16 protein-coding genes are annotated in these 23,599 nt (G+C 66.0%); 6 read left to right on the plus strand and 10 right to left on the minus strand.

Translation table 11 applies throughout. The annotated features are described in order from the left end of the window. Window positions 1-13 precede the first annotated feature (13 nt). Genes ACZ1I5_RS18260 through ACZ1I5_RS18270 form a run of 3 tightly spaced genes read left to right on the plus strand, consistent with a single transcriptional unit; the run spans window position 14 to window position 7,754 of the window. Window positions 14-5,401: a HAMP domain-containing protein gene (locus ACZ1I5_RS18260; protein ID WP_465170665.1), complete on the plus strand. Its 5,388-nt coding sequence runs from the start codon at window positions 14-16 to the stop codon at window positions 5,399-5,401. A gap of 22 nt (window positions 5,402-5,423) precedes the next feature. Further along, complete coding sequence (locus ACZ1I5_RS18265; protein WP_465170666.1) at window positions 5,424-7,502, plus strand: response regulator; 2,079 nt, start codon at window positions 5,424-5,426, stop codon at window positions 7,500-7,502. 6 nt (window positions 7,503-7,508) lie between these two features. Further along, entirely contained in the window at window positions 7,509-7,754 is a 246-nt protein-coding gene (locus ACZ1I5_RS18270) for a hypothetical protein (RefSeq protein WP_465170667.1), read from the plus strand. A 536-nt stretch (window positions 7,755-8,290) separates the two neighbouring features. Here ACZ1I5_RS18270 and ACZ1I5_RS18275 read toward each other — a convergent pair. From ACZ1I5_RS18275 to ACZ1I5_RS18290, 4 genes are all read right to left on the minus strand, one after another. Continuing rightward, window positions 8,291-10,300 (minus strand): hypothetical protein, encoded by a 2,010-nt coding sequence (locus ACZ1I5_RS18275; RefSeq protein ID WP_465170668.1) that lies wholly within the window; start codon window positions 10,298-10,300, stop codon window positions 8,291-8,293. 144 nt (window positions 10,301-10,444) lie between these two features. Beyond that, complete coding sequence (locus tag ACZ1I5_RS18280; RefSeq protein WP_465170669.1) at window positions 10,445-12,364, minus strand: RiPP maturation radical SAM C-methyltransferase; 1,920 nt, start codon at window positions 12,362-12,364, stop codon at window positions 10,445-10,447. A 26-nt stretch (window positions 12,365-12,390) separates the two neighbouring features. Further along, entirely contained in the window at window positions 12,391-12,885 is a 495-nt protein-coding gene (locus ACZ1I5_RS18285; protein WP_465170670.1) for a hypothetical protein, read from the minus strand. Window positions 12,886-13,151: 266 nt separating this feature from the next. Beyond that, window positions 13,152-14,156: a YncE family protein gene (locus ACZ1I5_RS18290; RefSeq protein ID WP_465170671.1), complete on the minus strand. Its 1,005-nt coding sequence runs from the start codon at window positions 14,154-14,156 to the stop codon at window positions 13,152-13,154. Window positions 14,157-14,405: 249 nt separating this feature from the next. Between ACZ1I5_RS18290 and ACZ1I5_RS18295 the strand changes: the two genes are divergently transcribed. The 3 genes from ACZ1I5_RS18295 to ACZ1I5_RS18305 are packed head-to-tail and all read left to right on the plus strand — an operon-like array spanning window position 14,406 to window position 16,766. After that, window positions 14,406-14,693 carry a PepSY domain-containing protein gene (locus tag ACZ1I5_RS18295; RefSeq protein WP_465170672.1) on the plus strand — a complete coding sequence of 96 codons (288 nt, stop codon included), beginning with the start codon at window positions 14,406-14,408 and terminating at the stop codon, window positions 14,691-14,693. A 35-nt stretch (window positions 14,694-14,728) separates the two neighbouring features. Then, on the plus strand, window positions 14,729-15,406 hold the full coding sequence (locus tag ACZ1I5_RS18300; protein WP_465170673.1) for a response regulator transcription factor: 678 nt from the start codon (window positions 14,729-14,731) through the stop codon (window positions 15,404-15,406). Beyond that, window positions 15,399-16,766 carry a HAMP domain-containing sensor histidine kinase gene (locus ACZ1I5_RS18305; RefSeq protein WP_465170674.1) on the plus strand — a complete coding sequence of 456 codons (1,368 nt, stop codon included), beginning with the start codon at window positions 15,399-15,401 and terminating at the stop codon, window positions 16,764-16,766. Before ACZ1I5_RS18300 ends, ACZ1I5_RS18305 begins: the two co-directional genes overlap by 8 nt. Here ACZ1I5_RS18305 and ACZ1I5_RS18310 read toward each other — a convergent pair. The 6 genes from ACZ1I5_RS18310 to ACZ1I5_RS18335 all read right to left on the minus strand — a co-directional run bounded on the left by ACZ1I5_RS18310 (window position 16,747) and on the right by ACZ1I5_RS18335 (window position 23,563). Continuing rightward, entirely contained in the window at window positions 16,747-18,438 is a 1,692-nt protein-coding gene (locus ACZ1I5_RS18310) for an L-lactate permease (RefSeq protein WP_465170675.1), read from the minus strand. The genes ACZ1I5_RS18305 and ACZ1I5_RS18310 overlap by 20 nt on opposite strands. A 32-nt stretch (window positions 18,439-18,470) precedes the next feature. Next, a complete protein-coding gene (locus ACZ1I5_RS18315) occupies window positions 18,471-19,790 on the minus strand; it encodes a glycerate kinase type-2 family protein (protein WP_465170676.1) in 1,320 nt (439 codons plus the stop codon). A gap of 193 nt (window positions 19,791-19,983) precedes the next feature. Then, on the minus strand, window positions 19,984-20,418 hold the full coding sequence (locus ACZ1I5_RS18320) for an excisionase family DNA-binding protein (RefSeq protein ID WP_465170677.1): 435 nt from the start codon (window positions 20,416-20,418) through the stop codon (window positions 19,984-19,986). A 120-nt stretch (window positions 20,419-20,538) separates the two neighbouring features. Continuing rightward, a complete protein-coding gene (locus ACZ1I5_RS18325; protein ID WP_465170678.1) occupies window positions 20,539-22,191 on the minus strand; it encodes a M56 family metallopeptidase in 1,653 nt (550 codons plus the stop codon). Beyond that, on the minus strand, window positions 22,188-22,574 hold the full coding sequence (locus ACZ1I5_RS18330) for a BlaI/MecI/CopY family transcriptional regulator (protein ID WP_465170679.1): 387 nt from the start codon (window positions 22,572-22,574) through the stop codon (window positions 22,188-22,190). Before ACZ1I5_RS18330 ends, ACZ1I5_RS18325 begins: the two co-directional genes overlap by 4 nt. Window positions 22,575-22,666: 92 nt before the next feature. Next, window positions 22,667-23,563, minus strand: coding sequence for an AraC family transcriptional regulator (locus ACZ1I5_RS18335; RefSeq protein ID WP_465170680.1), 897 nt, complete (start codon window positions 23,561-23,563; stop codon window positions 22,667-22,669). Window positions 23,564-23,599 lie beyond the last annotated feature (36 nt).

Genomic DNA, 23,599 nt, shown 5'->3' on the forward strand with positions numbered 1-23,599 from the left:
CAGGGAGCTGATCTTGAACATCGAAACCCCCCGCGAGTCGCTTGACCGCCGCCAGATCGTGTCCGCCCTGCGCGCCTTGCGCCGGGGTGATTTCACGACGCGCCTGTCGGAGGATCTGCAGGGCCCCGACGCGGAGCTCGCCACCTTGTTCAATGAGGTTGTCGGGCTGAACCAGCAGATGACCGAGGAATTCGAGCGCCTGTCGCGCGTCGTCGGCAAGGAAGGTAAGATCACCCAGCGCGGCCGCGTGAAAGCAGCGACCGGCGGATGGGAAAGCGCGATCCGCTCGGTCAACGAGCTGATCGAGGACATGGTCCAGCCGACCGCCGAAGTCGCGCGCGTGATCGGCGCGGTGGCGAAGGGCGACCTGTCGCAATCCATGACGGTCGAGATCGACGGTCGCCCCTTGCGCGGCGAATTCCTGCGCATCGGCAAGGTGGTGAACACCATGGTGGAGCAGCTCGCTTCCTTCGCGTCGGAAGTGACGCGCGTGGCGCGCGAAGTGGGCACCGAAGGCAAGCTGGGCGGACAGGCGACGGTGCGTGGCGTTGCCGGCACGTGGAAGGACCTGACCGACAACGTCAACGCGATGGCGACCAATTTGACGGGCCAGGTGCGCAACATCGCCGAGGTGACCACCGCCGTGGCGTCGGGCGACTTGTCCAAGAAAATCACCGTGGAGGTGAAGGGCGAAATCCTGGAGCTGAAGAATACCATCAACACCATGGTGGACCAGCTCAACAGCTTCGCGTCGGAAGTGACGCGCGTGGCGCGCGAGGTCGGCACCGAAGGCAAATTGGGCGGTCAGGCGCGGGTGGAAGGCGTTGCCGGCACGTGGAAAGATCTCACCGACAACGTCAATCTGATGGCGGACAACCTGACCGGCCAGGTGCGTAACATCGCCGAGGTGACCACCGCCGTGGCATCGGGCGATCTGTCGAAGAAGATCACCGTCGACGTGAAGGGCGAGATCCTCGAGCTGAAGAACACCATCAACGTGATGGTCGATCAGCTGAACGGTTTCGCCTCCGAAGTGACGCGCGTGGCGCGCGAGGTCGGCACCGAGGGCAAGCTCGGCGGCCAGGCGCAGGTGCCGGGCGTGGGCGGCACGTGGAAGGATCTGACCGACAACGTCAATCTGATGGCCGACAATCTCACCGGCCAGGTTCGAAACATCGCCGAAGTGACGACGGCGGTGGCGCTGGGCGACTTGTCCAAGAAGATCACCGTCGACGTGAAGGGCGAAATCCTCGAGCTGAAGAACACCATCAACACCATGGTGGACCAGCTCAACGGCTTCGCCTCCGAAGTGACGCGCGTGGCACGCGAAGTCGGCACCGAGGGCAAGCTGGGCGGCCAGGCGCAGGTGCCGGGCGTCGCCGGCACCTGGGCCGACCTGACCGACAATGTGAACCTGATGGCGGCGAACCTGACCGGCCAGGTGCGCAACATCGCCGAGGTGACCACCGCCGTGGCGCGCGGCGATCTCTCCAAGAAGATCACCGTCGACGTGAAGGGCGAGATCCTCGAGCTGAAGAACACCATCAACGTGATGGTCGATCAGCTCAACGGCTTCGCCTCCGAAGTGACGCGCGTGGCGCGCGAAGTGGGCTCGGAAGGCAAGCTCGGCGGCCAGGCGCAGGTGGAAGGCGTTGCCGGCACCTGGAAGGATCTGACCGACAACGTCAATTTGATGGCCGGCAACCTGACCGGCCAGGTGCGCAACATCGCCGAAGTGACCACCGCCGTGGCACGCGGCGATCTGTCGAAGAAGATCACCGTCGACGTGAAGGGCGAGATCCTCGAGCTGAAGGACACCATCAACGTGATGGTCGATCAGCTGAACTCCTTCGCGTCGGAAGTGACGCGCGTGGCGCGCGAAGTGGGCACCGAGGGCCGGCTCGGCGGCCAGGCGCAGGTCGAGGGCGTCGGCGGCACCTGGAAGGACCTGACCGAGAATGTGAACGCGATGGCCGCGAACCTGACCGGCCAGGTGCGCAACATCGCCGAAGTGACCACCGCGGTGGCGCTGGGCGACCTTTCCAAGAAGATCACCGTCGACGTGAAAGGCGAAATCTTCGAGCTGAAGGACACCATCAATACCATGGTGGACCAGCTGAACTCCTTCGCCTCCGAAGTGACGCGCGTGGCGCGTGAGGTGGGTACCGAAGGCAAATTGGGCGGCCAGGCGCAGGTGCGCGGCGTCGCCGGCACCTGGAAAGATCTCACCGATAACGTGAATCTGATGGCGGACAATCTAACCGGCCAGGTTCGCAACATCGCCGAGGTGACGACCGCCGTGGCGAAGGGCGATCTGTCGAAGAAGATCACCGTCGACGTGAAGGGCGAGATCCTCGAGCTGAAGAACACCATCAACGTGATGGTCGATCAGCTCAACGGCTTCGCCTCCGAAGTGACGCGCGTGGCGCGCGAAGTAGGTACCGAAGGCAAGCTCGGCGGCCAGGCGCAGGTGCCGGGCGTGGGCGGCACGTGGAAGGATCTTACCGACAACGTCAATCTGATGGCGACCAACCTGACCAACCAGGTGCGCGGCATCGCCGACGTGGTCACCGCGGTGGCGCAGGGCAACCTCAAGCGCAAGCTGGCGGTGGACGCCAAGGGCGAGATCGCCGCGCTCGCCGACACGATCAACGGCATGATCGAGACGCTGTCCACCTTCGGCGATCAGGTGACCAACATGGCGCGCGAGGTCGGCATCGAGGGCCGGCTGGGCGGCCAGGCACGCGTGCCGGGTGCCGCCGGCCTGTGGCGCGACCTGACCGACAACGTGAACCAGCTCGCCGCCAACCTGACCAACCAGGTGCGATCGATCGCCGATGTGGCGACCGCGGTGACCAAGGGCGACCTTACCCGATCGATCGCGGTGGAAGCCTCGGGCGAGATGGCCTCGCTCAAGGACAACATCAACGAGATGATCCGCAACCTGAAGGAGCAGACGCTCAAGAATGCGGAGCAGGATTGGCTGAAGACCAACCTCGCCCGCTTCTCGCGCATGCTGCAGGGCGAGCGCGATCTGACCACGGTGTCGAACCTGATCATGACCGAGCTCGCACCGCTGGTGAACGCGCAATATGGCGTGTTCTACGTCACCAACCGCGACAATGACGAGACGGTGCTGGAGCTCGCCGCCAGCTATGGCGCGGAGAATCGCAGCGCGCTGAAATCCGAGTTCAGGCTCCGCGAGGGACTCGTCGGCCAGGCCGCGGCGGACAAGCGGCCGATCCTGCTGCAGAACATGCCGGCCGACTTCATCCGGATCGGCTCGGGCCTCGGCCATGCCGCGCCGACCAACGTCAACATCCTGCCCGCCTTGTTCGAGGACGAAGTGAAGGCGGTTATCGAGCTCGCCTCGTTCAGCGAGTTCAACGAGACGCACCAGACCTTCCTCGACCAGTTGATGGAATCGGTCGGCATCGTGCTCAACACCATCGCCGCGACGATGCGCACCGAGGGCCTGCTGAAACAGTCGCAGCTGCTCACCCAGGAGCTTCAGGCGCGCCAGACCGAGCTGACCACCAAGCAGGAAGAGCTGCACGCCACCAACGAGGAGCTGCAGGAGAAAGCGCAGCTGCTCGAGAATGAGAAGAAGCAGGTCGAGGCGAAGAATCTCGAAATCGAGATGGCGCGGCGCGCGGTGGAGGAAAAGGCCGAGCAGCTCGCCCTCACCTCCAAATACAAGTCCGAATTCCTCGCCAACATGTCGCACGAGCTGCGCACGCCGCTCAATTCGCTGCTGATCCTGTCGAAGCTGCTGGCGGACAATCCGCAGGGCAATCTCAACGAGAAGCAGACCGAGTTCGCCCGCACGATCAACTCGGCCGGGTCCGATCTGCTCAACCTGATCAACGACATCCTCGATCTGTCCAAGATCGAATCCGGTACCGTCTCGATCGAGATCGGCGACATGCCGATGAACGCGCTGAAACAGCATATGGAGCGGACCTTCCGTCAGCTCGCGGCGGACAAGAATCTGGACTTCAAGGTCGAGTTCGACGGCGATCTGCCCGCCACGATCCGCACCGACGAGAAGCGCCTGCAACAGGTCGTGCTCAACCTGTTGTCCAATGCGTTCAAGTTCACCGCGCAAGGATCGGTCACCCTGTCGGTCGGCAATGCCCGGGCGGGGTGGAGCAGCAATCATCCGGTGCTGCGCAATGCCGATCATGCGATCGAGATCGCGGTGACCGATACCGGCATCGGCATCCCGCAGGACAAGCAGAAGCTGATCTTCGAGGCGTTCCAGCAGGCCGACGGCACGACCAGCCGCAAATATGGCGGCACCGGCCTCGGCCTTTCGATCAGCCGCGAGATCGCCCGCCTGCTCGGCGGCGAACTGAAAGTGCGCTCGACGCCGGGCGAGGGATCGACCTTCACCCTGTTCGTGCCGCTTCAGGCGGTCGACGCGGGTGCCGGTCCGGTCGCGACCACCACCGCGCGCTACGACAATAGCGGCGCGATCGTGCCCAACGCCCTGCCCGCGCCGATCGACGTGACCGACGATCGGGATTCCCTAGGCGATTCTCCGTTCGTGCTGATCGTCGAGGACGATCCGACCTTCGCCTCGATCCTGCTCGACATCGCGCGCGAGACCGGGCTGAAGGGTGTCGTGTCGACCGCTGGCGCCGGCACACTGGCGCTGGCGCGCAAGCTGCAGCCTAATGCGATCACGCTCGATCTCGGCCTGTCGGATATCGACGGTTTCGTCCTGCTCGATCTGCTGCGGCACGACCCCAAGACCATGCATCTGCCGATCCATGTCATCTCCGGCGCCGACAAGCTCGCCATGGCGATGGACATGGGCGCGTTCGGCGTGACCGAGAAGCCGGCCGCGCCCGAAACGCTGTCCGCGGTGTTCCGCGAGCTGGCCCGCGTCGCGCGGACGCACCCGGCAACGCCCAAAGTGACGATTATCGATGGTGCCGAACCCGCCGCCGGCCTGCCTGAGGTGCCGGAACTCGCCGGATCGAAGATGCTGATCGTCGACGACGATATCCGGAACATCTACTCCCTCACGAGCGTATTGGAGAGCTACGACGTCGAGGTCGTGCACGCCGAGGGTGGCAAGGACGGTATCCTGATCTTGGAACAGACACCGGGCATCGACCTGGCGCTGATCGACATCATGATGCCCGAAATGGACGGGTACGAAACGATGCAGCGCATTCGGGCTCTTCCCGAGCTTGCCGATATCCCGCTGATCGCGGTGACGGCCAAGGCGATGAAGGGCGACCGCCAGAAGTGCCTCGACGCCGGCGCCTCCGATTACATCGCCAAGCCAGTCGACATCGAGCTGCTGCTCGCCCTGCTCCGCGTCTGGGTGGCGCGATCGCGCGATCGTGTGCCCGCCGCGCCGCTGCGTGCCGTGACGGCGGCGGAGTGACCGGGTGGGGCGCAAGCATCCTTTGGCGGTTCAGCCTGTGACGCTGGCCGAGGCGGCACCGCTGCTCACGGTCGTCGCCGAGCCGGCTCCGCGTGCGCGCATCCTGGTGGTCGACGACGACGAACATAATCTGCTCGCGATCCGGACCGTGCTGGAGGATGTGGGGGACGTGGTCGTCGCGAAATCGGGCCCGGAGGCACTGCGCGAATTGCTGCGCGGCGATTTCGCGGTGATCCTGCTGGACGTCTATATGCCGGGCATGGACGGATATGAGGTCGCGCAGATGGTCCGCGGCCGCGAACAGACCAAGCGCATCCCGATCATCTTCCTCTCCGCCGTCAACAAGGAGACAGAACATCTGATCCGCGGCTATTCGATGGGCGCGGTCGATTATGTGTTCAAGCCGGTCGAACCGATCGTGCTGCGTTCCAAGGTCGCGGTGTTCGTCGATCTGTTCCAGATGACGCTTGAGATACGCCGCAAGGCGCAGGCCGAGCAGAAACTGCTCGACGCCACACTGAAGGCGAACGACCAGCGCCTGCGCGCCGAACGCGCGCTTCGCCTCGCCGAACAGCGCCAGGGCGCGATCATCCAGTCGCTGCCGATCCTGCTGTACCTCGAGACCGAAGGCACTTTTCCGCGACGGCCGAAGCTGATCTCCGGCGATTTCACCGCGATGACGGGCTTCAGCCTGGACGAGATTCGGCGCACGCCGACGCTGTGGCACGACCGGATCCATCCCGAGGACCGGCAGCGCGTCGAAGAAACGCTAAAGGGTCGCGGGCACGGCGCGCCGCTGGCGATGGAATATCGCTGGCAGCATGCCGATGGACGTTATCGCCACGTGCTTGATCAGGCCGTGCTGATGCGCGATGCGGACGGCGAGCCGATGGAATATGCCGGCACCTTGCTCGACGTGACCGATCGCAAGGACCTGGAGACGCAGCTGCTGCATGTCCGCAAGATGGACGCGATCGGCAAGCTGACCGGCGGCATCGCGCACGACTTCAACAACCTGCTCGCCGCGGTGATCGGCGGCCTGGGCATGATCGAGCGCCGCGTGCCGCTGGCCGACGAGCATCGCAAGATCCTTGCAATGACGCAGCATGCGGCCGGCCAGGGCAGCGAACTGGTCTCCCGCCTGCTCGCCTTTGCGCGCAAGCAGAAGCTTGAGCCGGCGGCGATCGACCTGACCAGCCTGTCGGATTCGGTCAGCAACCTGTTGTCGCATACGCTTGGCGGGCTGGTGGAGATCGCCTGGGATCTGGAGCCCGGCGTCGCCCACCCCTATGCCGACGAAGCGCAGCTCGAGCTCGCGATCATGAACCTCGCGATCAACGCGCGCGACGCCATGCCGGACGGCGGGACGATCCATATCTCCGCGCGCAACGCCATGGTCGGGGCGGAGGCCGGCGCGCGCGACGATCTCGATCTGCCGCCGGGCGATTATGTCGTGCTGACCGTCGCGGACACCGGCTTCGGCATCGCGCCCGACATGCTCGAACGCGTGATGGAGCCGTTTTTCACCACCAAGGATGTCGGCAAGGGTACGGGCCTCGGCCTCAGCATGGTCTATGGCTTCGCCAACCAGTCGGGGGGGACGGTGCGGATCGACAGCAGCGAGGGCGAGGGCACGAGCGTCGCCCTGTGGCTGCCCCGCGCGGCGGACTGCGCCCCCAGGCCGATACCGGCCGAACCTGTCCAGGCCCTCGCGGAAGGCACCAGCCTCAACATCCTGCTGGTCGACGATCATGAGGGCGTGCGCGCCACCACCGCGGCATTGCTGGAGGACCTTGGCCATGCACCCGTCGCCGCGGCGGACGGCCCCGCGGTGCTCGACCTGCTGGATCGCGATCCGGCCAAGGTGGACCTGATCATCAGCGACTATGCCATGCCGCACGTCTCCGGTGCCGAGGTGGTGCGCCGCGCCCGCCAGATCCGGCCAGGGCTGCCCGCGATCATCATCACCGGCTATGCCGACAACAGCGCGCTCGACCTGACGGCGGAGCATGTCGTCGCGGTTAACAAGCCCTTCTCACCCGCCCAGATGAAGGACGCGATCCGCCGGGCAATGGAGACGGCCGCGCTTCGACCCGCGTAAAGCAAGATGGCCCTGTGGGACGACGTGATGGGCCAGCATATGGACGGCGTGCTGGACGGCGATTTCGACCTGTTGCTCGGGCGGTTCACCTATGAGATCTTCGCCGCCCATTGGCCTTTCCAGCAGGATGACCCGATCGGCGCTAAGTTCGATGCGGTGACAAATATGTCGTCACGTCGTCGACCGAGCCGCTGGGCTGGGCCAATTCGGTCGCGATCAACGGCGATGCGGCGGCCGGCGTCGCCCGGATAGCCACGCGGCGTTATCCTATCTTCCAGTCCTTCGTGCTGACGGCCGCCAGGCACCGATTACCGAAAAGGATAGTCCGATAGCCAACGAAACGAGAACGATGCCGAACCACATTTTAGTGTCGGCGCCATCGTCAGCCAGGGATCCCGTTATTGCGAGAAGAGGCGCAGTCGCCGCGAGATTTACCAGGCATAGAAATGCGGAATCCGATCCGGGCTCGATAGTATCGGCACACTGATGCCCATACGCCATCAGTGCGTAGATCGATGGGGAAACTGGCAGAGATATAATCGCGACGACCAAGCCCCACGAGAGCTGGGAGATCGCTGACCGTGTAAAACTGCGCATCGACATCGACTCACTCCCCGTCGCGGTACAAGTGAAGAACATAGGCAAACCATATCGAATATCGCATGAGGTTTTGAGGATTTGCGGAGGATTCCGTTGCGCCATCCAGATCCTGACGCACGTAGCCGATGGATGACCAACGAAGGATATGTTCGAGGGGAGATGATACGAAAACTCGGGAGAGATCACGCCTATTTGTAAGTGCCCCTCATCGCCGCGATCCACCCCCTCTTCCACCATAACCTTTGACGCGCCGAACCTGCGTTCGAAGAATTCAAAGCGGCAAAGCCGCCTGCGATACTGAAAGTTTCCTCGAGCGTATATCCGGCACCTGCCATCACGACTCCAACCGCATAATTGGACGCGTCAGTGTAGCGCGGAATGAAGATGTCGCCTCTGCGCTGAAAATCATAAGTGCCCCAATGCCCGACGGCTGCCTTGATCGGGGCCTTTGCCGTCCAACTGTTCCAATGCCCCGCAGCCGATCGATAGGCTGCTTTGAAATCGGCGTTCGCGGGAGCCAGAAAAGTTGCGCCATCCGGCGCCTGTAGCGTCACGGAACCTCGTGGTATTCCACGAAAGATACGCCTTATCCGCCGATCAGGCGGGATTGCGGTCGGCTCTGTCGCCGGATCCCGACCGCGACTTGGCCGAAGTCCGCTATCACGCGGCTGGTTCCGGGAACCGCGATGCCGCCCTGATGCTCCGTTGCGGCTGCGTTCTGGCACAGTAACCGCCGGAGCGAGATGGCGATCTGCTTCTCCTGCTCCCTTCCTGTCGGCGATGCCTTGCGTCGCAGATGTTTCGTCCTGGGAAATCCGCACGAGGCGCGGATCGCCAATTTGGGTGCCGAGATCATCGCCGTCAGCGCTCGCAACACCGATTTGGAGCCTATCCCATATGCGCCGATAAGGCCGCCCATTGATAGCGCGCGGCGTGCCGCCGGCCGCGTTCCGAATCCGCGCCAGCCTCTCATATTCCTCGGGCGTGACCTTGGCGCGGATCAGTCGCATATCCTGCTTGGCGAACGCGGCCGGGTTTTCGGAGGCCATGATGTTCATCATCAGCGACGTACCGCCGCCCGATGTGACCGGCGTCGGATCGAGGTTGGCCCTCGCCAAGCCACGCAGCGCCTGATCGGTTTCCTCGTCGAGGTCGCTTCGCACGGCTACCGGGATCTGCGAGATCGAGGTGAAGTCCGATCCAAGCTGCCCAACGACAGCCAGGCCCGCCTCCCGGGCTGTGTCCGCGGCCTTCTTACTGGCGCGAGCCTGCAGGGAGGAGCGATCATCCAGATCGTCCAACGCGTAACGCTTCAGCGCATCTGCGATGGGCCCGTCTTCGATTTCCGACGCGATCATCGCTTGCCGCTCGGGAGAGAGCGCCCCGCCCCGTTTGTCCGGGAGCAGGCGCTTGTCCACTTCCGCGCTCGCCAGCGCGCGAGCGAGCGGTTCAATCATCATCGCGTCGGTCGCCTGCCGATCGGCGGGGGTCATCCCGTCGCGCATCAGACGGTAGCGGTTGGCGGCGGCGACCGGATCGCGCTCGATCATATCCTGCACCACGCGGCGCTGGACGCCGGAGCGATAGGCGGCGGCGCTGTGCTCGATCGTGGCGGAATCGTCCCCCCGTGCCTGGCCCCGCGCCACCAGCGATTCCACCCCCGTCTCCAGATGCTTGTCGAACAGCGCCTGATCGTCCCAGGTGTCGACCGCGTCGTCGGCCGCATTCTGCTCGATCCGCAGGCCCTGCTCGTCCTGGCCGCGCCGCAGCGCTTGATCGGCGGCGGAGCGGGCGCCGGACAGGTCATAGGCGAACCGCTCGGCGATCACCTCGTCGAACTGGCCGCGCTGGCGATCATTCTTCAGCCCGCTGCGAATCCAGTCGCGCAAGCCGCCATAATCCCGCGTCAGGCTGTCGAGCATGCCCCGCGGGTCGGCCTCGAACCTGCCCAGCGCGTCTGCCCTGATCGCCCGGGCGCCCTCCGCATAGGCGTTCCACGCCTTCTTCACCTCCAGCTCGTCGTCGCGGTCCTGCCGCTGATGCATCTCGCCGGCGATGGTCGCGCCCGTTCCGCCGAGTTGCCGCATCCCGGCGCCGAGCGCCTGCAGCCCAGTGCCGGTATAATCGCCGGGCTGGAGCTTTGCGTCGGTCACGCCGGCAATGCCCGCGCGGTTCTGTTCTGTGGGGACCGTCGGCATCTCAGTGTGCCGGTCGTGTGTTTGGGAAAATGATGGTCATGGGGGCACACTCCTTGGTTCCAAGGAGGACTATGACGCGCAGACCATATGTTGAATCGATCCGCGCCAGCCGGAGGCGGTGGGTCAATCCAGCTCAAAAAGGCTCTAACTATAGACGGACGTCCAGCGGGATCGCCAGCCATTGTGTCGGTGCCGGTCGACGATGGCGGCCGGGATCGCCAGGCCGAGTACCTGATTGTCCTCCCGCCAGATCAGGCGCGTCTCGTCGAGTTCCTCGATCGCCGTTTCGATCTCGGTGGTGGTGAGATCGAGCGCCGCAGCCAAGGTGGCCGTCGTTACGGGCGCGCGATCGCAGGCACGGTAGACCGCGGCGGTGGTGCCGCCCAGCATGGTGCGGATCGGCCGGCTGAAACGCGCATCGTCGATCGCCAGACCGCCGCGCACCTCCTGCCAGGAAAGATGGACGTCGCGCGCGAGGTGCTGCGATTTCCAGTGATCCACGATCCGCACGATCAGCGAATAAAGCAGCGCATTCTCGTCGGCATAGTCAAAATAGCGCTCGAAATAATACGCGTAATTGTCGAGGTCGAAGCCGGTTTCGGCAAGCCATTTGGGCGAGAACAGCGTGTCGTAGCATTTGTGATGCTCGGGCCGGAAATCCTCGCCGCATCCGGGCACGAACGCGGCGGGGCTGGCGTGGAGCGGGGCGAAACGCGTCACGATCGCCTCGGTTCGGGTGACCGGCGGCGTCAGGTGATAGAGGCGCGGCAATTGCTCGGTCATGCGCAGATAGCCGTCCGCCGTCTCGCCGGGGATACCATACAAAATATTGTAATTGACCAGGATGCCATGCTCATAACCGAGCTTGAGCGTCTGGACATTGTGGATACCGCGCACGCCCTTCTTCATCAGCCGCAACACGGCACTGTCGAAGGATTCGATGCCCGGCTGGACCTCGGTGAAACCGGCATCGGCGAAGGCGGCCATGCGCGTCTCGCTCTGATTGGCCTTTATCTCGCAGTGCATCTCATAGGGCGGGGAGACGCGGGCAAGCTCGGGCAGCAGCTCGGTGATATAGTCATTGGGCAGGATATAGTCGGAGAAGCGATAGGGCGTGTCGGCATAGCGATCGCGCATCTCCGCCAGCAGCCGTATCACGGTTTCCGGTTTCTTGCGGCGATAGACCAAAGTCTGCTCGTCGATGCCGCAGAAGACGCAATGCTGGTGCTGCCCCCACCAGCAGCCGCGCGAGCTCTCGATCGGCAGTACCGTCGTGGTGATATGCAGCTTGTCGCGCTCGCTCAGCGCCTCGAGATCGGCGAACCAGTCGGCATAGTCCGGCGTGGGGCTGTTCTCGAGGGAATAGAGCGTGCGCGGCGGCCCGGACGGGTTGGCGCGCGTCATCACGCCGGGGATCGCGTCAAGCGCCCCCTCCCCGACGGATGCCCGGGCGAGCCGGCCGATGATCGGCTCTCCGTCGCCGCCGGCGACGGCGTCGATCCAGGGAAAGGATCGCAGCACCTCGCGTCCCGGCGGCCCCTCCAGCGCATAGCCGCCGAGCACGACCTGGAGATCGGGCCGGGCCGCGCGCAACAGCCTGGCCACCGCGATCGAGGCCATGGTCTGATCGAACAGGCAGGTGAAACCGACCATGGTCGGCTCTTGCGCCAATATTTCCTCGGCGCACTCGATCAGGTAGCGCGGGATGATCTCGTGGCGCAGCCGGATCAGCAGGCGGCCGAAATCGCCCGGATCGGCATAAGCCTGCGGATAATTGGGATTGGCATGGGCCTGGCACCGTTCGACCAGCCGCTCGGCCTGTTCGGGGCCGACATCGGGATCGATCGCGCCGGTAAAGACGAACTCGTTCAGTGCCCAGCAGCTCGCGATCTGCTGATAGGTCGCGCCGGTAATGTGCCGCAGGAGCAGCAGGTTGAGATGCAGCACGCGTGCCGGAATCTGCTCGCTCTCAAGCTGCGCCTTAAGGATCGCGAGCCCGAGCGACGGCTCGGAAATGGCGGTCCATGGCATGCTCACCAGCACGACCCTGGGCGTTCTGGCCATCGGAGGGTCTCCGAAAGAGGGGCGTGTCAGACCTTCACGATGCCGGATTCGTCGATGACGATGCGGCTGCGCGGATCGGCGGCCGAGCTCACGATCGCCGTCGTCACCGCGATCGCCACCACCGAGATCGAGATCACCGCGATGGCGCCGGCGGGATTTTCCGCATTGCCCAGATTGGAGCCGACCACGCGGATCGTCTCGAACGCCCGGTCCGACAGCTTGATCTTCAGCGCGTCTGCCGCCTTGCGCGGATCATGGACGAAATCCCGGATGTGGCGACCATCGGCGATCACCGCATTGTAGAGCGCGAGCACCTCGTCCGCCACCTCGCGGGGAATCTTGCCGAGGCGCGGATCGCGTTTCCACATCGGGTGCGCCTGAGCCTTTTCGAACGCCGCGCCCAGTTGTTCGCCGCTGGAGATAAGCCTTTCGAATTGCCGGCCACCGCGCACGAGCTTGTCCCGTCCGAAGATGGATTGCTGGAAGACGATATCGGGTCGGGTCGAAACAGCAGCAGCCATGACGATTACTCCGAGTCGCTTAAAGCGGGAGCGCCAAGCGACGCGGGCAAGAGGCTGCCTCTTTTCGCATTTTACGGCAATAAGTAGATGCCACCACTCCGCACAGTATTCGGCCGAATTTTCAAAGTATCGAAAACCGATGGGACGCCCTGAAAGGAGATCGATACCAGGGCGAAAGGTAACATGGGAACTACTTATACGGCGGCAGATGATGACTCGGCGCTTTCACGCACTCAACAATCGCGGTGCTTCCGGCATTTGACGCCCTAGATGCCCCGACCTTCGCCGATTACCAGCACATGAGCGGTTCCCGGGACGGCCATGGGGCGTGCGCCCGGGGTCGCCGCCGGCGCGAACGTCGCGGTCGTAAGATAGAGCGAGCCATCGCGCGGATCGAGCGCGCCGGTGCGTGCGCCCTGCTCGGTCTTGATCGTCGCCTCGACCGTCGCGGTCTTGCCCGAAATATCGATGACGGCGAGCGTGCCGTCACGACCGCAGGGAATGAATGCCTTGCCGCGGCCCTCGTCCATGATCACCGCGTCGGGACCGAGACCGATCGACAGCAGGGCAACGTGCCCGGTGGCGAGATCGACGACCGCCGCCTTGCCATTGGCGCAGGCCGAGATCAGGCGATCATGCGCGGTATCGTAGCCGAGACCGCTCGGGCTGGTGCAGCCGGCGAGTGGGATGGCCTTCCCGACCGCACCCGAGACGATGTCCGCCGTCTCGACTTCGTTCGCATCCTCATTGTTCACATAGAGCGTGCTGCCCTTGATCGCGCCATATTCCAGGCCTTCCTTCAGTGCGATCGTCCGCACGATCGCGCCGCTGGCCGGATCGACGATCGAGACCGTGCCCGCCTTTGCGTTCATCACCACGGCATCGCCGGTCGTGGGATCGTAAAGCGCCGCATCGGGATCGCTGCCGACCGCGATCTTCGCCGTCTCCTTGCCGGTGCCGGTGTCGAACAGCCGGACACTGTCGTCCCGCCCGCTGGTGACCAGCAGCGTCGGCCTGCCGGGGATTGGCAGGACCGCATGGCCATGGACAAGTGCGCCGATCGACGAGACCGTGCCGTCCTTCAGGTCGACGACCGTGACGTTCTCGTTGCGCGCGACATAGAGCCGCCCCGCGGCATCATCGACCCTGGCATAGTCCCAGCTGCCATCGGGAACGGCGATCGATCGCACGACCTTATAGTCGGAGGCGGACGCAGCCGCGGGGAGGATGGCGGCGGAAACGAGCAGGATACGCGACAGCAGGGACGTCATGACCGGCCTTTCGAGGGGGAAGAGGGCGCAGCCTTTTTGTCAGTCCTACGCCCGCAGGGCGAGCCACGCCGGCCGCCTGCGCCCAACATTGGGATTTTATATAGGTCCTGACGGCCTGCCGGGCATGTCCACCCGCGGTCGTTCATGTACATTGGGATCAACGGAACGGGGCGCCACCGCGGTGCAATGGAGGACGGCGTAAGGAAGGGACATGGCCCCATGTCGGGTGCCCGGTACAGGAGTAGTATCATGAAGCTCGTTTCGATCACCGCCGTCGGCCTCGCCGCAGTCCTCGCCCAGACCGCCGTCGCGACGCCCCATGCCCCCAAGGCGAAGCTGACCATAGCTCAGGCCCGCACGATCGCGCTGCGTATCGCGCCGGGGAAGATCGCCGACGCCGAATATGAGAAAGAAGGCGGCGGCTGGCGCTATTCGTTCGACATCCGCCAGGGCAAGCGCATCCATGAGATCGGCGTCGACGCCAATAACGGGCATATCGTCGAGAACAAGTACGAAGCCCTGAACGACAGGGACTGACTGGTGACCCACGCGCGACGGACAGGATCGGCAAGATGCGCATCCTGATCGCGGAGGATGATGCGGAAACGGTCCGGTTCGTCGCGCGCGGCCTCACCGAACGCGGCCATGTCGTCACGGTCGCCGCGGACGGCGAAGATGCCCTGCATCTCGGCACGGTCGAGATGTTCGACGTCATCGTGCTCGATCGCATGCTCCCCACCATCGACGGGCTCGAAATATTGCGGCGATGGCGCGCGGTCGGAGTGAATGCACCCGTGTTGATGCTCACCGCGCTCGGCGGGATCACTGACCGGGTCGACGGGCTGGAGGCGGGCGCGGACGATTATCTGGTCAAGCCGTTCGCCTTTGCCGAGCTGGCGGCTAGGCTGGCCGCCCTGCTGCGTCGGCCGCCGATCAACGAGGTGCCGACGCGGTTCGAGAATGGCGGCATCACGCTCGACCTGCTCAAACGCGAGGTGCGGCGCGACGGACGCGATATTCATCTGCAACCACGCGAATTCGCTCTGCTCGAACAGTTGATGCGGCATGCCGGCAAGGTGGTGACCCGCACCATGTTCCTCGAATCGGTCTGGGGCTTCCACTTCGACCCCCAGACCAACATCGTCGAGAGCCATCTGAGCCGCATGCGGTCGAAGCTGAAGGAAGGCTTCGCGACGGATCCGATCGAGACCCTGCGCGGCATCGGATACCGGATGCGCGTGGATGGCTAGAGTCGCGGCGAGCGCCGCGTACCGCATCGCGTTCACCTATTCGCTGGCGCTGGCGCTGGCGATCGTTGTGCTGGGCATGGCCGTCTATGTCGCGGCGGACGCCGATTTCCGGCGCCAGCAGGACGTGGCTATCGCTGATGAGAGCGCCGGACTGATGCGGGCCTTTCGTGAGGAAGGGACGGAAGAGTTGACCAATGAGATCCGCGCGCGCGAAGCCGTCGCGTCGACTCACGCCTTTGGCTATGCGCTGTTCGATCGCGACGGCAACCGCATCGCCGGCCTGCTCGATACGCCGCGGCCGCCACCCGGCTGGCACGATATCAGCTTTCTCGACCCGAGAGAGGGGCCGGACCCGGCCCGCGCCTTGTCCAGCGACCTGCCCGGCGGGCTCCGGCTGGTGGTGGCGGCCGACACGGAGGCGCTGGAGCAGATCGACCAGACGATATTGGGCCTGTTCTCCGGGGCGTTCGTGTTGGTCGTCCTGGTCGGCATGGTCGGGGCGCTGATCCTGGGCAGCTATCTGCGCCGGCGGCTCGGCCGGATCAGCGGCACCGCGCAGGCGATCATGTCGGGCGACCTGACCCGGCGTATGCCGGTCGGCGCGCGCGGCGACGAGTTCGACGAGCTCGCCCTGGCGCTCAACGCGATGCTCAACCGGATCGAACAGCTGCTCGACAATCTCCGCCAGGTCTCGAGCGACGTCGCGCACGATCTGCGCACGCCGCTCGCCCGGTTGCGCAACCAGCTCGCCGGTTCGCTCGACGATGCCGAGGACCCCGCCGCCACGCGCGCCGCGCTGGAACAGGCGATCGAGCAGAGCGATCATCTGCTGTCGCTGTTCGCGGCGATCCTGCGCATCTCCGAGGTCGAGGCCGGCGCGCTCGCCCGGACCTTCGCGCCGCTCGACCTCAGCGACCTGCTGCATGATCTGTGCGACAGCTATGCTCCCGCGATCAGCGATGGCGGCCGCAGCCTGGGGTGCGAGATCGACCCGGACATCGGCGTGAACGGCGACCGGGAGCTGATCGCCCAGGCAGTGATCAACCTGCTCGACAATGCGCAGCGCCATACGCCGGCGGGCACCCACATCGTCGTCGCGGCCAATGCCGACCAGGAATGGGCGCGACTGTCCGTCGCGGACAATGGGCCCGGCGTGGCGGCCGAGGACCGGCCGCGGATCATTCGCCGCTTCGCCCGGCTGGATGCGAGCCGGACGACGCCAGGACATGGGCTTGGCCTTAACCTGGTCGCGGCGGTCGCCGCCGCGCATGGCGGCGAAGTAACGATCGGCGACAACAAGCCCGGCCTGCGCGTGACCGTCACCTTGCCGCGTCGGCCCTTTACCGCACCAGCAAGGTGAAGGGCGGCACATAGGCCATCAGCATTACCACCACGCCGACCAGAGACGCCAGCACGATGCTGTGCAGGAAAACATAGCGCAGAATCCGCCCCTCCTGCCCGAACCACTGAGTCGCGGTGGAGGCGACGACGATGCTCTGCGCATCGATCATTTTGCCCATCACACCACCCGCGCTGTTCGCCGCCGCCATCAAGGTCGGCGAGAGATGGAGCTGTTCCGACGTCACCTTCTGCAAACCGCCGAACAGGACGTTGGAGGCAGTGTCCGATCCGGTCACCGCGACGCCCAGCCAGCCGAGCATCGTGCCGAAGAAGGGATACATCACGCCCGTCGCGGCGAAGGCGAGGCCCATGGTCGCATCAAGCCCCGAGAAGCGCGTGACGTTGCCCAGCGCGAGCATCGCGGCGATGGTCAGCAGCGAGGGAATGACCATCACGAAGGTACGGCCATAGCTTCTGGCGATACCAGCGGGGTTGAGCCCGAGCAGGAAGCCGCTGATCACGCCCGCGATCAGGATCGCCGAGCCCGTCGCCGACAAGGGATTGAAGTTGAAGATCGCCGGCTCCGCCGCGGCTGTCGCCACCACCGGCGGCACGCGCATGATGACCATGTCGAGCCCCGGCACATGGATGGCGAGCTTGAAGATGCCGTCGAGCGCTGCCTTCACTGCGGGCACGCCCCACAGGAAAACGATCACCGTCAGGATCAGCCAGGGCATCCACGCCTTGCGCATCGCCGCCGCGCTGACCGGACCTGCCTGGGTGACCACCGCGTCCTCATGCTCGGTGACATGCGCCGCGTCAGTGGTCGGCACCCGCTCGTCGCCCCTGGCAAGCGGCGCTTCGTTCACGTGCATGATGTCGCGCGGCTTCCACACGCGCAGAAAGCCGACCAGCACGACGAGCGTAACCAGAGCCGAGCCAATCGCCGCGAGCCATGGCCCGTGCAGATTGGAAATGAGCAGCTGGGTGAAGCCGAACACCACACCGACCAGTAGCACCGCGGGCCAGATCGCCAGTGTCCGCCGCCAGCCGCAATAGGCCACCAGCAGCCAGAAAGGCACCATCAGGCAGAAGGGCAGCATCTGCCGCCCGACCATCGCCGACAGATCCTCGAGCGGCAGCTCGGTGACGGTCGCGAGCGTGACGAGCGGGGTGCCGAGCGCGCCGAACGCGACGGGCGCGGTATTGGCGATCAGCGACAGGCCCGACGCCTGGAGCCGGGTGAAGCCGAGCCCGATCAGCATCGCGCCGGTCACCGCGACCGGGGTACCGAACCCGGCCGCGCCCTCGAAAAACGCGCCGAGGCAAAAGGCGATCAGCAGCAACTGGAGCCGGCTGTCCTCGGTCACCGTCGCGATCGAATCGCGCAATATCTGGAACTGCCCCTGCTCGTTGGTCAGCTGGTAGAGGAAGATGATGTTGAGCACGATCCAGCCGATCGGCAACAGGCCATAGGCCGCGCCATAGCCCGCCGCGCGAGCAGCCAGATCGGCGGGCATGCCGAAGGCGGCGACCGCGATCAGCAGGGCGGCGGCGAGACCGAGCAGCGCCGCGATATGGGCGCGAACATGGAACAGACCGATACAGCCGAGCAGGACGACCAGAGGCGCCGCAGCGAGCACGACCGACAGCCAGTTCCCCAATGGATGATAGTCTTGTGACCAGGTCATCGATGCACCCCTCGCTGAATCTTGTCGTGTTGTCAGTCGACCCCTGCCGGCGCGATCAGGATCGCGCGCAGATCATTGACGTTGGTGCGGGTCGGCCCGGTGACGACCAGGTCGCCGAGCGCCTCGAAAAAGGGATAGGCCAGGTTCGCGTCGAGCATCGCCTGCGCATCGAAGCCGAGCGCGCGGGCGCGGGCGAGCGTGTCGGGCGTGACGATCGCGCCGGCATTATCCTCGGTGCCGTCGATGCCATCGGTATCGCAGGCGATCGCGTGGAGGCCCGGCGCACCATCGAGCGCAATGGCGAGGCCGAGCAGATATTCCAGGTTGCGCCCGCCCCGACCGTCCGGGTTGGCGACGCGCACCGTGGTCTCGCCGCCCGAGAGGATGACCTGCGCCCGGCCATCCGCCGCGCGCCGGAGAGCGAGCGCGGCGTGCTCCGCACCGAGCCGCCGGGCTTCGCCTTCCAGACCATCGCCGAGATCGGTGACGGCATAGCCCTGGGCTTCGGCAAGGCGGGTTGCCGCCGCCAGCGCGTCGCGGGCGCGGGCCACGACCAGCAACTCGCCGGTGACCATGGCGGGCGCCGGGGTCTCGTTGGCGGGATCGTCGAGCGCGGCGACGACGGTCGCGGGCAGCGCGATGCGGTGGCGGGCGAGAATCTCGCGAGCCGTTTCCAGCGTGGTGTGATCGGCCACGGTCGGACCGCTGGCGACGAAGCTCGGGTCGTCGCCGGGCACGTCGGAGATGACCAGCGAGGTGACTCGCGCCGGCGCGGCGGCGACGGCGAGGCGGCCGCCCTTCACCATCGAGAGATGCTTCCGCACGCTGTTGATCTCGGCGATGGTTGCACGCGAGCGCAGCAGCGCCCGGGTCACGGCCTGCTTGTCGGCAAGCGCCACGCCGGGCACCGGCAGGGTGAGCAGGGCCGATCCGCCGCCCGAGATCAGCGCAAGCAGCCGGTCCTCGGCCCCGAGCCGCCGTACCAATTCAAGCGCGCGGGTCGCCGCGGCGAGGCTGTCGGCATCGGGCACGGGGTGCCCGGCCTCGATCAGCTCGAAATCGGACGGGATATGGTGCGGCGGGCCGGAATGCCCGTGGCGGGTGATGATCAGCCCGGACAGCGGCCCCTGAACCATATCCGCCGCGACCGAGGCCATCGCCGCTGCGCCCTTGCCCACCGCGACGATCAGCGTGCGGCCGGCGACGGGCTCTCCAACGACATCGGCCGGGATGCAGCGATCGGCAGTAACGGCATCGACCGCCGTGTCGAACAGGGCCCGGAGCAACTGGCGCGGCGGCATCGCATCGGACACAGCCGTCACCGGTGGCGCGTCCGCGCAGAATCCGGACATGACCTTGATGGCCGCAACCTTACCCTCCCCTGTCCTGCCGTCTCCGCCTCGCCTTTCGGGGACGGACCGGTCGGCACCTTCGGTGAAAGGGCCGGCGACTGCAATGTCAGTGTTTGGCGAGGAGCGCTATTCCCGCGACGCCTTCAGCCGCCGGACGCAGCATGGATGGCGCCGGCCGAACGGCCCGATCACATCACACGCCTTGCTGCGCGGCGGCGCGGGCCGCGCGGTAATCGAGCACCTCGCGCACCGGCAGCTTCCGGTGGGTGCCGACCATTCGGTAGGGCAGCTCGCCCCGGGCCAGCAGCTTGACGAGGTGCGGGCGCGACATGTTGAGCAGATCGGCCGCCTGTTGCGTGGTCAGTTCGGCCTCGAACGGCACCACCGCCACGGCATTGCCCTTGCCGGTTTCCGCCACCATGCGCAGCAGCGCGCGGAACACCGTTGCCGGCAGCATGATCGCGTCCCGACCGACACCGGCAGGCAGGCTGACCAGGTCGTCGCCGCGATCGAGCTTGAACAACTGGTCTGCCGCGGCGCGCGCCGCATCGATCTCGGCGCCGCTGGGCGGACGGACATCAGCCGTGTTCAGCGCCCATTCGGCCATCGCGCTTCTGCCCGAGGTCATCAGCAGGCGCCTTTGGGAAAGCGAGTCTCACGTCTCATCGCTGCTCCTTGATCGCGGACGAGCCGGGGGCGTCCGCCGTCACACGGTTGGTGATTTTTCGGCTGCTGTGATGCGTTGCGGCTAACCCGCCCCGTCGCCGGCCTGGTGTTGCCTGTCGCGTTCTTCCATGCGCTGGCCGATCAGGTGCCAGAGATCGATCTCCGGCCGCGCCCGCCTCGCCGCGGCGGCATAGGCCGGGGTGACGCCGAGTTTGGCGAGCTGGACGAGTTTCCTCGACGGGATGCCGTCGAACCCGACCGCGCGCATGCCGGTGACCAGCGCGGGGGTCACGCCATAGAGGCGGTAGCCGACGAAATCATAAAGGTTGGGCGGTGCCGCGCCCACGGCACGGAAGGCTTCGACATCGCTGGCGCGGGCGCCGTGCGACCAGAGGATCTGGAGCTGCTTCGCATTGGGCAGGCCAAGCCCGAGCGCCGTGATCGAGCGCAGATAGTCGGGCGTGATGCCAAGCTTCTCCAGCATCGGCAGCGCGCGCAGATCCCCGCCATAACCCGCTCGGAGCATCGCCGCCTCATAGGATTCGGCGGCCGATGCGGGCGGAGCCGGATCGACGGCGTCCTCCTTCTGGACGGCCGCCGCCGGCAGCGGCTCGGGTACCCTTGCCGGCACGGGCGCTTCCGTAGCGATGGTGGTGGCCGTGAAGGTCGCCCCGCCGGCGATCCGGATCATCGGGGCGTGCTTCGGCCGGACGGGCTGAACGACGGCGGCGCGCGCGCGCGGCAGGATCGTGACGGCGCACAGGCCGAGCGCGGCGATGCCCGCCAGCATCAACGGCGCCGCACGACGCGGCGCGGGTAGAGCCTCGCCCAGGATATGCGCGACCCGCAAGCGCAGTGCCGAGGCCGGCCGATGCCCGTCAAGCGCCAGCGCAAGGGTGGGCGCTGGAATGCGCGCCGCTTCGAGCGTGCACAGCGCCGTGGCGAAGGCCAGCGGATCGCCGCACGCCACGAGCGCGAGATCGTCGCAGCAATGCTCGCGCTCTTCACGCAGCCGCCGGCCGATCCACCACACGGCGGGATGGAAGAAGAACAAGGTCTCGACCAGGGTCTGCAGCAGGTTCCAGAAATAATCGGCGCGGCGGATATGCGCGAGCTCATGCGCCAGCACCGCTTCGAGCTGATCGGGCGTCAGCGCGGCGAGCGCCGAAACCGGCACCACCACGACCGAGCGGAACAGGCCCATGACGAAGGGCCCCGACGCCTGCCAGGACAGCCGCAACACCACCGGGCGCAGCGTCATGCGCAGGCGCAGCCGTTCGACCATCGCCGCCAGGGGCGCCGGGACCTCGATATCGGCCGCGCGTACGAGGCGGCGCAGCAGGATCCAGCCACCGATCGCCCGGACCGACAGCAGCGACACGCCGGCAAGCCATGCCAGGTCGAGCCAGAGCAGCAACGCGTCATGCGCTGGCGACCAGGCCGACCGGAACGCCGTGCCATCCTTCATCGCCGCTAGCGCCAGGGGCACATCCTCGTCGGCAATCGGGATGGCCAGGGATTGCGCAGCGACCCGCGCCAACGCCTCCTGGTGGATCAGGGTGACGATCGCCACAGCGACCATCGCCAGCAGCGCCGCCAGCGCCAGCCCGTACCGCGCCCGGCTGCTCAGGCCGGAAAGCGCCCGGTCGACGACGCCATAGACAAAGGCGATCGCCGCCGCCTGCCAGGAGAAATGGATCAGGGTCCAGGCCAGGGCGTCGGCGTGCAGGGTCACGGCTTCGGCCTCTTCGCGTCGATCAGCTTGCGGATTTCGCCGAGCTCGTCGGCATCGACCGCTTCCATCGACAGCGCATGCATGGCGAGCTGGGCGGCCGACCCGGCGAACAGCCGCGTGGTGAGGTCGCGCAGCAGCTGGCTCTGAGTGTCGCTCTGGCTGGCGGCAGCGCGGTAGAGATGCGCCTTGCCCTGCTCGGTCCGCTCGACCAGCCCCTTCTCGGTCATGATCTGCAGCGTCTTGAGCACTGAGGTATAGCCGCGCGGGCGATCCTGGCCGAGGCCGTCGAACAGCTCGCGCACCGTCGCCTCGCCCTTTGCCCACAGCGCCGCGAGCAGCTCCAGCTCGGCCTCGGTCGGCTTGGGAAGATCGGTCCGCGTCATGGTCGACTCTCTATACGAAGAACTTCGTAGGTGTCAACGAAGACTTTCGTAGGTGGTTTGGCGACGGCTGTACTGCATGGAGCAGAATGGCCTCAGACGCCCGCGCCGTAATTCTGCGCCGCCTGCAAGCTCTCGATATCCTGGCGCGGCGGGGCGCCGAACAGGCGGCGATATTCCCGGCTGAACTGGGACGGGCTGTCATAGCCGACCGCGAAGCCGGCCGCGCCCGCGCTGGTGCCCGCTGCGAGCATCAGCCGGCGCGCTTCCTGCAGGCGCAGCTGCTTTTGATATTCGAGCGGGGTCATGCGCGTCACTGCCTTGAAATGCGCGTGCAGCGACGACGCGCTCATCCCGGCCGCCGCGGCGACCTCGTCGATGCGCAGCTGTTCATGGAAACCACGGCGGATGCGCGCGATGGCGCGGCTGACCTGGTTCAGATGGCTGTCCGCGGTCGCCATGTGGCGCAGCATCGCGCCATGCGGCCCGGTCAGCAAGCGATAGGCGATCTCCCGCTCGATCAGCGGCGCGAGCGCGGCCACCGTGTCGGGCCGGTCGAGCAGCCGCACCAGCCGGCACGCGGCGTCGATCAGGTCGGGATCGCCCGGATAGACCGCGAGCGCGGGCAGCGCGCTCCTGGCAGGCGTGCCGCCATCGGCGATCACCAGGTCGGCGAGCATGGCGGGATCGAGATCGATCTTGCAGCACAGATAGGGTGCATCCGGGCTCGCTTCGAGCACATGGCCGACCAGCGGCAGGTCGACCGAGACGAGCAGATAGCGCGACGCATCATAGATCACGCTGTGATCGCCCAGCGACACGCGCTTCGACCCCTGGGCGATCAGGCAAAGCGATGCCTCATACACCGCCGGCACCGGTACCGACGGAACATCCGCGCGGATCAGCGACAGCCTGGGGACCGCCGTCGCGGAAATGCCGGATTGCGGCGCGTGACGTGCAATGAGGTCGGTCAGGTCGGCGATACGATGCATGGCACGGTGAGACACGATCCCGCGCAGACGTGCAAG

Source organism: Sphingomonas sp. BL-S-30 (genome assembly GCF_055521475.1).